This is a genomic window from Microbacterium sp. FW305-3-2-15-F-LB2, from assembly GCF_058787255.1.
On sequence record NZ_JBYSZO010000001.1, the window covers coordinates 294,551 to 306,782 of the forward strand.

The following is a 12,232-nucleotide window of genomic DNA, read 5'->3' on the forward strand; positions in this document are numbered from 1 at the left end:
GTACATTCGAGATTCCTCCGCCCGAACGGACGATCTCGTGACCGGTCTCTCCCGCCGTCAGTTTCTGCACGCCACCGCCGCCGCTGCCGCCGCGACGGGGCTCGGGTTCGACGTGCTCGCGCCGCAGCTCGCGCGTGCAGCGGCACCGTCGGCGGACATCCCCTCGACGCTCCTGCAGACGATCCGTCGGGGCGCGATCCTGTCCGGGAAGTACCGCACGCTGACGACCGGACCGGGCGAACCGTACGTCCCGCGCATCGACGTGCTGCGGCGCTCGCCGTCTCCCGCGCGCACGGCGGCCCGTCGTTCGCTCCTGTACCTCGGACACCTGTCCGACCTGCACGTCATCGAGGCGCAGTCGCCGGGACGCATCGAGCCGATGATCGTGCAGAACCACTCGGCATGGGGCTCGGCCTTCCACCCGCAGGATCCGCTCAGCCCGCACGCGACGGCCGCGATGGTGCAGGCCTTCTCGGACGCCCGGTACAGCCCGCTCACGGGAGCGCCGATGAGCGCGGCCATCGTCACGGGCGACAGCGCCGACATGCACTCGCACCTCGAGTTGCGCTGGTACATCGACCTCATGGACGGCCTCGCGGTCGACCCGGCCACGGGCGGCCCGACGTGGCAGGGAGTCCAGGCGTGGAGCGAGGCGACGTGGGCGTACCGCCCCGGAGATCCGAGCGGCGGCGACTTCGGCGACTACGGATTCCCGCGCCTGCCGGATCTCCTCGCGCAGGCCATCGCGCAGCCGGTGACGTCGGTGGGACTCCCCGCCCCCTGGTACGCGGTCTACGGCAACCACGACACGCTCCTACTCGGAACATTCGACATCAGCCCGCAGCTGCGAGCGCTCGCCGTGGGCGCCCGGAAGTCATACACCCTGGATGCCACGGCATCCACGGCCCTCGAAGGCTGGGCCGCGGGGACGAGCGTGCTCGCCCAGGCGCTCGCGGCGCTGGGGCTGGCGTCCGGGGGCCCGGGGTTCAAGGAGGTCGCTGCCAACCCGGATCGGTACCTGTTCGAGCAGCGCGACTTCATGGCCGAGCACTTCCGGACGCAGCCCACGCCCGGACCCGTCGGGCACGGCTTCACCGCGCACAACCTCACGTCGGGCGAGACCTGGTGGCAGGCCGACCTCAGCCCCCGCGTCCGCGCGTTCGGGCTCGACACCTGCAACGCTGTCGCGGGCCCCGACGGCGCGGTGCCCGAGTCGCAGATGCAGTGGCTGCGCGCGCAGCTCGAGATCGCGCAGCGCGACCAGGTGCTCGCGCTGATCTTCAGCCACCACAACAGCCTCACGCTCGAGAACCGCGCCACTCGCCCCGGCGCGGACGAGAAGCTCTACGGCGCCGAGGAGTTCGTCGCGATGCTGCTGGAATATCCCGTCGTCGTCGGGTGGCTCAACGGCCACACTCATCTGAATCAGATCCTCGCCCACACGAACGCGAAGGGCGGCTTCTGGGAGATCACCACGGCGTCGTGCATCGACTTCCCGCAGCAGCAGCAGGTGGTCGAGATCGTCGACAACCGCGACGGCACGCTGTCGCTGTTCACCACCGTTCTCGACCACGCCTCTCCCGCGATGCCGGGGAAGTCGGGCTCGGTCGCCGACCTGGCGTCCCGCAGCCGCGAGCTCGCCGCCAACGACTGGGCGGAGACACCGCTCATGCGCCGGGGATCGCCGCTGGACCGCAACACCGAGCTGCTGCTGCCGGCGCCGTTCGACCTGTCGGTGATCACCGACGCGCAGCTCGAGGCGCAGCACGTCACCGAACGGGCCAGGATCCTCGCGTACGAGAAGGAGCGGGGGCTGTGAGGCGCGTCCGCGCGGCGGCGGTGCTTCTGGCGGTCGTGGCGTTGTCGGGCTGTTCGCAGGTCGCGGCGATCGCCCCCGTCGGCGGCAACCACCTCACGGAGGTCCGTTTCGCGACGATCGACGTGCTGCAGCAGAAGGGCATCGCCCTGGAGCAGGTGCCGATCTGCACGCGGGCCGCCGACGGGGCGATCTCCTGCGAGGGGACGACGGCCGACGGCGCTGCGGTCTCCGCGGCCTCGTCGGCCGGCGACCCCGACAGCTTCACCGTGACCGTCGCATCCGAGACGGTGTTCTCCGGCAGCGTCAGCGCCGTGATCGATCAGGCCGCGGGAGTCGCCCCGTGAGGCGCGCGCTGCTCGTCACGGCCGTGGTTCTGGCGAACGCCGTGATCCAGGCGCTCTGCGTCCTGCCGGGCGCGACCCCGGCCGCCGCGCCGCTCTTCGTCGCGCTGCTCACCGCGTCCGTCGCGACGCTCGTGGCCGCGGCGACGGGCGTCGTCGTCCTGGTGGGTGGCCCCGGCGCGCGCATCCTGCGTCCGCTCGCCGCCGTGGCACTCGCTCTCGTCATCGTCGGGGCGCTCGCCGTGGTGTCGTCGACGACTCTCCTCCCGGCGCTCCTTGTCGCCTTCGTGTTCGCGGCGCCCGCCGGTACTCCGGATGCCACGGCGTGGAGCGGTCTGCGCGCGTTCCTCTGGCATCCGGTCCGGGCGATCCTGCTCGCGGTGCTGACGCTGCTCGCGATCCTCGTGGTCGCGATCGCCGCGCTGCTCCTCGGGCTGTTCGTCACCGGCGGGCTCGGATCGTTCGTGACGTGGGTCGTGGTAGGCGCGCTCGCCGCGCTGCTCGCGCGGGCGTGGGCGCGGCTCGCGGTGCGGCCTCGGCGTACCCGCTAACGCCGCGACAGTCCGCGCGCGACCCCGGCGCCGCGGAGTCCCGAGCCGATCCCGATACCCGCGGCCGTCCACGCGACCGGCCCGAGCACCGCGATGACGAGCGAGGCGACCTGCGCCCACGGAGCGAGGGCGCCGAGGTGCGCCGCGAACCACACCGCGGCGGCCACGACGAGCCCGATGATCACGGCGGAGACGAAGAATCGGGCGCTCGCCCACACGCGGTATCGGGTGAGCGCCGCGACACCCTCCTGGATGCCACCGAACAGCACCGCGGTCCCGAGGAAGCGCAGCGTCCACTGCGGCGCCATCGCACTCGCGACGAGAGCCGCGAGCAGGTGGGTGAGCAGCGCCACCCACGGCCGGCGGACGACCTGCTGCGCGATGATCCCGGGGAGGACGTGCGACCCGAGCACGAGGCCGTACGCCCACGGTGCGGTGGCCAGGACGACGAGGGTGAGCCATCCGGCCGCGCCCCCGAGAATGCCCGTGCCGACCCCGATCGCGGCGCAGATCAGAAGCACACGGGTGGACAGACGGGATGCCGACGACACGGGCTCAGCGTATCGCGGCACGGCTGTCGTCGCGGCCTCGCCGACTGTCCACGACACGCCGTATCTCCGCCTCGGCATCCGGCGTGTTCTGGACACTCGACCGCGGCGCTACGCCCGGCGGCGTCGCGGTGTCAGCCGCACGGCGGGGAGAGGGGGAGCGGGGATGCGCTCTGTGCCGTGTCCCACGACCGCGCCGAAGCGCGAGGCCTGGGCCTCCCATGCCTCACGCGCCTCGAGGATCTCCTCGTGCGAGCGGCCGACGAAGTTCCACCACATCACGATGTCGGCCTCGAACGGCTCGCCGCCGAGGAGGAACACCCGGGCGTCGTCCGGCGCGGTGACGTCCACGTGGTCCCGACCCGTCCCCAGGTAGAGCAGACGTGATGCGTCGACGGATGCCGTGGCCCCCGTCGCCGCGAGCGGAGTCGTTCGTTGCGCCGCGTCGGCGTCGGTGGCATCCATTCCCGTCTCCACCTCGGCGGAGCCGATCATTCCGTAGAGGGCATATTCCCATTCGGGCCGGAGCGGAACCCGCATGGTCCGGCCCGCGGGCAGCCGGAGCTCCGCGCCCACGATCGGGGTGTGGACGGTGGCGGGCGACGTGATCCCGGCGAACTCGCCCATGACGACGACGGCATCCGCCCCGTCGCCGAGGTCGTGCACGGGGAGGTTCTCGTGCCGCTCGAAGGCGGGCGCGCCGTGACGGCGGGACTCGGGCAGGGCGACCCAGAGCTGCAGCGCGTCGAGGGGAATCGGACTTTCGCCGACCGAGTACTCGGAGTGCGCGATGCCCTCGCCGCTCGTCATGAGGTTCAGGGCTCCGGGACGCACCACGACGTCGCTGCCCACCGTGTCGCGGTGGCGCACCTCACCGATGATCGGCCAGGTCACCGTCTGCAATCCGATGTGCGGGTGCGGCTCGACGCGCATGAGGGTGTCCTGTGGGCCGAAACGGTCCAGGAAGCACCAGGCCCCGACCATCGGCAGCGCGCGGTGGGGAAGCGTGCGGTGCACGGCCATGGCCCGCACGCCGCCGAGCGGCACCTCACGCGCTTCGACGACGAGCGCACGCGGACCGTCGCAGTCGACGGGGCCCTCCGTGGCCTCGGGGGCGACGTCGAGCCGCGTCATGCCGGTTCGCCGGGATCGGCAGAGTCTGCGGCGTCCTGATCGTTCGGCCAGTCGATCACCAGGCCCGGCACGTCGTGCTCGTGCAGGTAGTGAGCGACGAACGGGCACGTCGGGATGATCGTCTCGCCGCGCCGGGCGAGATCGGCCAGCGCCTCGCTCGCGAGTGTCGAGCCCAGGCCCTTGCCCTTGAACGCCGAGTCGATCTCGGTGTGCGGCAGGACGACGCGGCCCTCCCCGGCGGGGCGGAACTGCAGCACTCCACCCAGTTCGCCGTCCACGTGCACTTCATAGCGGTGCGCCTCGTCGTTGCGGGTCACGGTCACTTCGTCAGTCATGTCGCCTCCGGTCGTCGGTCCTGACCTCAACGTTCGCAGGGTGCGTGCTGTTCCGCCATCCCGGGTCGGCCGGTGCTGGCGGGCGGCGAGGCCGATCGCTAGGGTGCGGGCATGACGGTTGTGGGTATCGGCGGGCTCCTCCTGCGCAGTAGCGATCCCGACGCGCGAGCCGGCTGGTACCGCGACCTGCTCGGCATCCCGGTCGGCGCGGAGGGATCGGATGCCGTGTGGGTGCAGGACGCCGGCCCGACCGTGTTCGCGCCGGTCTCGAGCGGATCGGCGGACTTCGCGGCCGATCAGCCGTTCCTGCTGAATCTCCGGGTCACCGACCTGGACGCGATCGTGCGGCGCCTCGACGCGGCCGGGGTCGCGGTCGAACGACGCGAGGAGTGGGACACCGCCTACGGCCGGTTCGTCCGCCTTCGCGATCCCGAGGGGCTGCCGCTCGAGCTGTGGGAGCTGCCGTCCGACCCTCCTCCCCAGGACGAAGCCTGACCCGGCTCTCCACGACCGGTCCTTCCCTCCGCTGCCGGTGTCGGCCGCCCGGGTTACCGTGGTCGGGTGACTTCTCCCGGCGCCGCTCCCGAGCCGTACGCCGACGCGCCTCCCGAGGCGTTCGACGAGTACGACGATCCGTACGCGGGGGCCGACTGGGACCCCGATCTGTTCGCCCCGCCCGAAGACCCTGACGCGCCACCCCCGCCGACGGATGCCGCGGCCTCGCCGTTCGCTCGAGCGGCGGTCGTGACCGGCACGGCGCGCGAACTGCCCGACGCCCGTGACTTCACCGGCCGCGACCCGCGCGAGGTGCTGCACGAGGTCTACGGCTACGACGCGTTCCGCGGCGACCAGGCCGACATCGTGCAGCGGGTGGTCGACGGCGGGGATGCCGTGGTGCTCATGCCGACCGGCGGTGGCAAGAGCGTCACGTACCAGGTACCCGCTCTCGTGCGCCCCGGTACCGGGCTCGTCGTGAGCCCGCTGATCGCCCTCATGCACGACCAGGTCGACGCCCTCGTCGCCAACGGTGTGCGCGCGGCCTACCTCAACTCGACGCAGGCCCCCGCCCAGCGCCAGGCCGTCGAGCAGGCGTATCTCGCGGGCGACCTCGACCTCCTCTACGTGGCGCCCGAGCGTCTCAACGGCGCGCAGACCCTCGGACTCCTCGCGCGGGGGCGCTTGAGCGTCATCGCGATCGATGAGGCGCACTGCGTGTCGCAGTGGGGCCACGACTTCCGCCCCGATTACCTGGCGCTCGGTGACCTCGCCGACCGGTTCCCCGGTGTTCCGCGCATGGCACTGACCGCGACCGCGACACCCGAGACGGCGCGCGAGATCGTCGAGCGGCTCCGACTGCGCGACGCCCGTACGTTCATCGCGAGCTTCGACCGGCCCAACATCCAGTACCGGATCGACGCCAAGGTCGATCCACGCCGTCAGTTGGTGTCCTTCATCCGATCGCAGCCCGAGGGCTCGGCGGGCATCGTCTACGCGCTGAGCCGCAAGAGCGTCGAGCAGACCGCGGCGTACCTCGCAGCGCAGGGGCTCGACGCGTTGCCGTACCACGCGGGGCTCGACGCGTCCGTGCGCGCGGCCAACCAGTCGCGCTTCCTCCGCGACGACGGTGTCATCATGGTCGCCACGATCGCTTTCGGCATGGGGATCGACAAGCCCGACGTGCGATTCGTCGCCCACATCGACCTGCCCAAGTCCGTCGAGGGCTACTACCAGGAGACGGGCCGCGCCGGTCGCGACGGCGATCCGTCGGTCGTGTGGATGGCCTACGGACTCGGCGACGTCGTGCAGCAGCGGCGCATGATCGACCAGTCGCCGGGCGACCGGTCCTACAAGATGCGTCTCGGTCAGCACCTCGACGCCATGCTGGCCCTGTGCGAGACGGTCGGATGCCGCCGACAGAACCTGCTGTCGTACTTCGGCGAGCCGTCCGAGCCGTGCGGCAACTGCGACACGTGTCTGACCCCGCCGGACACCTGGGATGGGCTCGTCGCGGCGCAGAAGCTCCTCTCCACGATCGTTCGTCTTCAGCGCGAGCGCGGGCAGGCGTTCGGTGCGGGCCACCTCATCGACATCCTCCGCGGCGCGAAGACCGACCGCATCGCGCAGCAGGGCCATGACCGGCTGACCACGTACGGGCTCGGCGCCGACTTGTCCGACCAGGACTGGCGCAGTGTCATCCGTCAGCTCCTCGCGCGCGGCATCATCGTCGCCCAGGGCGACTACGGCACGCTGGCGATCAGCGAGGCCTCGGCAGCGGTGCTGCGCGGCGAGACCCCCGTGCCTCTCCGTCGCGACGCCCTCGGGCGGTCGGCCGGCGGCGGCTCGACCCGCCCCCGCAAGTCCAGTGCCGACGACGTCGCTCCCGGCGACCGTGACCTCTTCGAGGCGCTACGCGCCTGGCGCGCCGAGCAGGCGCGTGAGCAGGGTGTCCCGGCCTACATCGTCTTCGGCGACGCCACCCTGCGGGCGATCGCGGCCGAGCGTCCCGCCTCGATGGGCGACCTCGACGGCATCACCGGCATCGGTGCCAAGAAACGCGAGGCCTATGGCGACGGCATCCTGACGGTGGTCGCCCATAACTGACGCGTCCGGGTGTCTCCCAGAGATGTTGACGCCCCACAACCACCCGTGGCGACGTCGCCGCCCGGCCTTGTGTAGACCGCACACAATGTTTGATCCAGCGTTGTGGGACTCCTACCGTGGAGGCATCCCTTTGCAACGTCGAAAGGTGCCGAGATGACCGACGCCGCCGTCCGTCCCACCACGCCCGCCACGAGCACGCGTACCCCCGTCGGGGGTGCGCCGACCGCCGCGCACTCCGCCGCGGAGGCCGCCGAGAACCGCATCGACATCGAGCGGGTCACCGATCTGCTGCTCGGAACGTGGGCCGATACCCGCCGAGAGGCGCGCGAGATGCTGAAAGACCCGCTGTTCTGGCGCGATGACAGCCTCGCTATGGACGCCCACCGCGAGCGCACCCTGGGCCAGCTCCACGAGCTCGTCGCCCGCAAGGCCGTGCACCGCGCGTTCCCGAAGCGGTTCGGCGGCGAAGAGAACAATGGCGCGAACATCGCCGGGTTCGAAGAGCTCGTGGCCGCCGACCCCAGCCTGCAGATCAAGTCGGGCGTCCAGTGGGGGCTGTTCGGCTCGGCCGTGCTGCAGTTGGGAACCGAAAAGCACCACGAGAAGTGGCTGCCGGGCATCATGAGCCTCGAGATCCCCGGCGCGTTCGCGATGACCGAGACCGGCCACGGCTCGGACGTCGCCGCGATCGGCACGACGGCGACCTACGATCCCGAGACCGAGGAGTTCGTCATCCACACGCCGTTCCGCGGCGCCTGGAAGGACTACCTCGGCAATGCGGCCTTGCACGGCAAGGCGGCCACCGTCTTCGCGCAGCTCATCACCAACGGCGTCAACCACGGCGTGCACTGCTTCTACGTGCCGCTGCGCGACGATGAGGGCACGTTCCTGCCGGGCATCGGCGGCGAGGACGACGGCCTCAAGGGCGGCCTGAACGGTATCGACAACGGACGCCTGCACTTCGACCAGGTCCGTGTCCCGCGCGAGAACCTGCTGAACCGCTACGGTGACGTCGCCGCCGACGGCACGTACTCGAGCGAGATCGCCAGCCCCGGCCGTCGCTTCTTCACGATGCTCGGCACGCTCGTGCAGGGTCGCGTCTCGCTCGACGGCGCCGCCGCGTGGGCGTCGGCCATCGGCCTCACGATCGCGATCACGTACGGTAACCAGCGTCGCCAGTTCGACTCCGGCAGCGGCACCCCCGAGGTCACGCTGCTCGACTACGGCAAGCACCAGCGCCGCCTGCTGCCACGCCTGGCGACCACGTACGCCCAGATCTTCGCGCACGACGAGTTCCTGCAGAAGTTCGACGGCGTCTTCAGTGGCCGCCTCGACACGGATGCCGATCGCGAAGACCTCGAGACCCTCGCCGCCGCGCTGAAACCGCTGTCGACCTGGCACGCGCTCGACACCCTGCAGGAGTCGCGCGAGGCGTGCGGCGGCCAGGGCTTCCTGTTCGAGAACCGTCTCGTGGGGCTCCGCGCCGACCTCGACATCTACGTCACGTTCGAGGGCGACAACAACGTGCTGCTGCAGCTCGTCGGCAAGCGTCTGCTCGCCGACTACGCGAAGCAGTTCAAGGGCAAGGATGCCAAGGCCCTCGCCGCGTTCGCCGTCGGACAGACCGCCGGGAAGCTCTTCCACGGCGCCGGTCTCCGTCAGCTCGGACAGGCCGTGACGGACCTCGGTTCGACCGCGCGCTCGGTCGAGAAGGGCCTTCGGGCACAGCAGCAGCACGAGCTCCTCGCCGGTCGCGTGCAGCAGATGGTCGCCGACATCGCGGGGCGCTTGCGCCCGGCATCCAAGCTCTCCCGCGAGGACGCGGCCGCGCTCTTCAACGAGAACCAGGCCGAGCTGATCGAAGCCGCGCGTGCGCACGGTGAACTTCTGCAGTGGGAGGCGTTCACCGACGCGATCAATCGCCTCGGCGACGACTCCTCGCGTCAGGTGTTGACGTGGCTGCGCGACCTGTTCGGCCTGCAGCTCATCGAGAAGCACCTGGCCTGGTACCTGATCAACGGGCGCCTGTCGACGCAGCGGGCGGCGGCGGTGTCGAGCTACATCGACCGTCTGTGCGTGCGGCTGCGTCCCCACGCGCAAGACCTGGTGGATGCCTTCGGCTACGGCCCCGAGCACATCCGCGCCTCGATCGCGACGGGCGTCGAGGACGACCGGCAGAACGAGGCGGCGTCGTACTACGCGGCGCTGCGGGCGTCGGGCAACGCCCCGGTGCCGGAGAAGAAGCCCGGGAGGTAACGCGTCCGAGAAGGGCGGTGGTCGGGACGGCCGCCGCCCTTCGTCGTGTCAGTTGCGGCGCAGCAGCGCCAGGCGCACGAGGGCCAGCGCCGCGATGAGCGCGCCCGCCGCGAGCAGGGCGATCGCGAACCAGAGCGGTCCGTTCACGCTGATGGTGACGATGCCGATCACGATCATGACGAGCGCGAGGGCCAGGCCGAGGACGAGCGAAACGCGTGTCCGACGGGGACCGAGGGGAACGGTGTGCATTCCCGGAGGGTATCGGCACAGCCGGCCCCGGGGCGAGCGGTGGTCACGCGGGCCCCTGTCCGAGCCCTTCCCTACTCTGGGAGCATGAGCGACCTCATCATCGACGTGGACGGCGTCGCGCGCTGCGCCTGGGCCGGATCGGACGCCGAGTACCGGCGGTACCACGACGAAGAGTGGGGCACAGAGCTGCGCGGCGATCGTCCGCTGTTCGAGAAGATGAGCCTCGAGGGGTTCCAGGCCGGGCTGTCGTGGATCACGATCCTGCGCAAGCGCCCGCGCTTCCGCGAGGTGTTCCACGGGTTCGAGCCGGCCGTCGTCGCCGCGTTCGGGCCCGACGACGTGGAGCGGTTGCTTCAGGATGCCGGCATCATCCGCCACCGAGGCAAGATCGAGGCCGTGATCGGCAACGCCGCGATCGTCGCGGGCATGGCCGAGGGCGAACTCGATGCGCTGCTGTGGTCGTTCGCCCCGGCGCCGCATCGACCGCCGTCCTCCTTCGCCGAGGTGCCCGCCGTCACCGACGAGTCGACCGCGATGAGCAAAGAGCTGCGACGGCGCGGATTCCGCTTCGTCGGCCCCACCACGATGTACGCCCTCATGCAGTCGTCGGGTATGGTCGACGACCACGTCGCGGGGTGCTGGCGCGCGGCGGCCTGACGTCACCCGCTAGACTGGGTCGTGGAGCTCTCGCTCCCAGCGTCGTCGAACGCACCGGCCCCCTTGCGTGGGCCTTTGACCTTCACGGCGAACGGATGCGCCGCCCGGCGCCTTCGCCCATTGCAGCCGCAGTATCGCGGCATCCCGAACCGCCGTGCGTGCTCGCGCGCCGGCAGGAGACTTCATGACGTCCCAGACTTTCACCGACCTCGGCGTGCCCGCGCCGCTGATCGCCGTCCTCGCCGAGCAGGGAAAGAACGAGCCCTTCCCGATCCAGGCCGACACCTTGCCCGACACCCTCGCCGGGCGCGACGTGCTCGGCCGGGGCAAGACCGGCTCCGGCAAGACCCTCGCGTTCTCGCTGCCGCTGGTGGCCCGCCTCGCCGCGAAGAGCGACCGCCGCCGCGGCCGCCGCCCCCGCGCGCTCGTGCTCGCCCCGACCCGCGAGCTCGCCAACCAGATCGACGAGGTCATCAAGCCCCTCGCCGCGGCGTACGACCTCACCACGACCACCGTCTACGGCGGCGTGAACCAGAAGCGTCAGGTCGACGCGCTCGCCGCGGGCGTCGACATCCTCGTCGCGTGCCCGGGCCGCCTCGAAGACCTCATCGGTCAGGGTTTCGCGAGCCTCGACGCGGTCGAGATCACCGTCCTCGACGAGGCCGACCACATGGCCGACCTGGGCTTCCTCCCCGGTGTGACCCGCCTTCTCTCGCGCACGCCCGCCGACGGCCAGCGCCTGCTGTTCTCGGCGACGCTGGACAACGGTGTGGACAAGCTCGTCAAGCGCTTCCTCCGCAACGAGGTGCTGCACTCCGTCGACGAGGCCCACTCGCACGTCGCCGCGATGACCCACCACGTCTTCACCCCTGCCGACGCGGATGCCAAGAAGCAGCTCGTCGAGACGCTGGCTTCGGGCTCCGCCCGCCGCATCCTGTTCATGCGCACCAAGCACCAGGCCAAGAAGCTCGCCAAAGCGCTGACCGCCGCAGGCATCCCCTCGGTCGATCTGCACGGCAACCTCTCGCAGCCGGCGCGTGACCGCAACCTCGCCGCCTTCAGCGACGGGCGTGCCAAGGTCCTCGTCGCCACCGACGTCGCCGCCCGCGGTGTGCACGTCGACGGCATCGAGCTCGTCGTGCACGTCGACCCTCCCGTCGAGCACAAGGCGTACCTGCACCGTTCGGGCCGTACCGCCCGGGCCGGCAGCGCCGGTGACGTCGTGACGATCATGCTTCCCGAGCAGCGTCGCGACACGCTCGACATCCTCCGCAAGGCGCAGATCTCGGTCACGCCGCAGGCGGTGACGCCGACCTCGCCCGAGGTCCTCGCGCTCGTGGGTGAGGTCGCCCCGTACGTCAAGCCCGAGCCGATCGTCGCGCAACCGCAGGGTGGGGGACGCTCGCAGGGCGCCAACGCTCAGCGCAAGCGCGCCGCTCGCGGACAGGGATCCTCGGATGCCGCTCCCCGCACGTCCGCTCCGGGCGAGGCGCGTCGTCGCCGCGGCCGCGGTGCCGGGCAGGGTGCCGCGACCACCGATGGTGCGCAGCCCGCACGTCAGGGTCAGCGCTCGGGTTCGGGACGCGGTCAGGGAGCTGGCGGCAACCCCCGCGGTGGCTCCGGCAACGGTCGTCCGCAGGGCGCCGGCCGCTCGGCATCCGGTGCCCCCACGACCGGCATGGTCGTCGGTGCCCGCAGCCCGCGCACGAACCGTCGCGCCCAGGGCTGACCCGCCCTTCTC

At 71.3% G+C, this 12,232-nt stretch carries 12 protein-coding genes; 8 read left to right on the plus strand and 4 right to left on the minus strand.

The features are described from left to right. Positions 1 to 37: 37 nt before the first annotated feature. The 3 genes from AC3WLZ_RS01450 to AC3WLZ_RS01460 are packed head-to-tail and all read left to right on the plus strand — an operon-like array spanning position 38 to position 2,711. Positions 38 to 1,819: a TIGR03767 family metallophosphoesterase gene (locus AC3WLZ_RS01450; RefSeq protein ID WP_492468763.1), complete on the plus strand. Its 1,782-nt coding sequence runs from the start codon at positions 38 to 40 to the stop codon at positions 1,817 to 1,819. Further along, on the plus strand, positions 1,816 to 2,163 hold the full coding sequence (locus AC3WLZ_RS01455) for a hypothetical protein (protein ID WP_492468764.1): 348 nt from the start codon (positions 1,816 to 1,818) through the stop codon (positions 2,161 to 2,163). Before AC3WLZ_RS01450 ends, AC3WLZ_RS01455 begins: the two co-directional genes overlap by 4 nt. Next, a complete protein-coding gene (locus AC3WLZ_RS01460; RefSeq protein ID WP_492468765.1) occupies positions 2,160 to 2,711 on the plus strand; it encodes a hypothetical protein in 552 nt (183 codons plus the stop codon). The genes AC3WLZ_RS01455 and AC3WLZ_RS01460 overlap by 4 nt, the downstream gene beginning before the upstream one ends. On the opposite strand, the gene AC3WLZ_RS01465 is transcribed toward AC3WLZ_RS01460, so the two are convergent. The 3 genes from AC3WLZ_RS01465 to AC3WLZ_RS01475 form a co-directional block, all read right to left on the minus strand. Then, a complete protein-coding gene (locus tag AC3WLZ_RS01465) occupies positions 2,708 to 3,262 on the minus strand; it encodes an ECF transporter S component (protein WP_412923325.1) in 555 nt (184 codons plus the stop codon). The genes AC3WLZ_RS01460 and AC3WLZ_RS01465 overlap by 4 nt on opposite strands. 108 nt (positions 3,263 to 3,370) lie before the next feature. Beyond that, a complete protein-coding gene (locus AC3WLZ_RS01470; protein ID WP_492468766.1) occupies positions 3,371 to 4,393 on the minus strand; it encodes a pirin family protein in 1,023 nt (340 codons plus the stop codon). Then, positions 4,390 to 4,728 (minus strand): GNAT family N-acetyltransferase, encoded by a 339-nt coding sequence (locus AC3WLZ_RS01475; RefSeq protein ID WP_492468767.1) that lies wholly within the window; start codon positions 4,726 to 4,728, stop codon positions 4,390 to 4,392. Before AC3WLZ_RS01475 ends, AC3WLZ_RS01470 begins: the two co-directional genes overlap by 4 nt. Positions 4,729 to 4,839: 111 nt before the next feature. On the opposite strand from AC3WLZ_RS01475, the gene AC3WLZ_RS01480 reads away from it, so the two are divergent. The 3 genes from AC3WLZ_RS01480 to AC3WLZ_RS01490 all read left to right on the plus strand — a co-directional run bounded on the left by AC3WLZ_RS01480 (position 4,840) and on the right by AC3WLZ_RS01490 (position 9,585). Further along, a complete protein-coding gene (locus AC3WLZ_RS01480) occupies positions 4,840 to 5,223 on the plus strand; it encodes a VOC family protein (RefSeq protein ID WP_492468768.1) in 384 nt (127 codons plus the stop codon). A gap of 66 nt (positions 5,224 to 5,289) precedes the next feature. Then, positions 5,290 to 7,329 carry a DNA helicase RecQ gene (recQ, locus tag AC3WLZ_RS01485; protein WP_492468769.1) on the plus strand — a complete coding sequence of 680 codons (2,040 nt, stop codon included), beginning with the start codon at positions 5,290 to 5,292 and terminating at the stop codon, positions 7,327 to 7,329. 153 nt (positions 7,330 to 7,482) lie between these two features. Beyond that, positions 7,483 to 9,585 carry an acyl-CoA dehydrogenase family protein gene (locus tag AC3WLZ_RS01490; RefSeq protein ID WP_492468770.1) on the plus strand — a complete coding sequence of 701 codons (2,103 nt, stop codon included), beginning with the start codon at positions 7,483 to 7,485 and terminating at the stop codon, positions 9,583 to 9,585. A gap of 48 nt (positions 9,586 to 9,633) precedes the next feature. Here the strand turns inward: AC3WLZ_RS01490 and AC3WLZ_RS01495 are convergent, their stop codons facing one another. Then, entirely contained in the window at positions 9,634 to 9,834 is a 201-nt protein-coding gene (locus AC3WLZ_RS01495) for a hypothetical protein (protein WP_492468771.1), read from the minus strand. An 84-nt stretch (positions 9,835 to 9,918) separates the two neighbouring features. Here AC3WLZ_RS01495 and AC3WLZ_RS01500 point away from each other — a divergent pair, with 84 nt between their 5' ends. Together AC3WLZ_RS01500 and AC3WLZ_RS01505 are read left to right on the plus strand one after the other, a co-directional pair. Beyond that, on the plus strand, positions 9,919 to 10,491 hold the full coding sequence (locus tag AC3WLZ_RS01500) for a DNA-3-methyladenine glycosylase I (RefSeq protein ID WP_492468772.1): 573 nt from the start codon (positions 9,919 to 9,921) through the stop codon (positions 10,489 to 10,491). A 184-nt stretch (positions 10,492 to 10,675) separates the two neighbouring features. Further along, a complete protein-coding gene (locus tag AC3WLZ_RS01505) occupies positions 10,676 to 12,220 on the plus strand; it encodes a DEAD/DEAH box helicase (protein WP_412923333.1) in 1,545 nt (514 codons plus the stop codon). Positions 12,221 to 12,232: the final 12 nt, after the last annotated feature.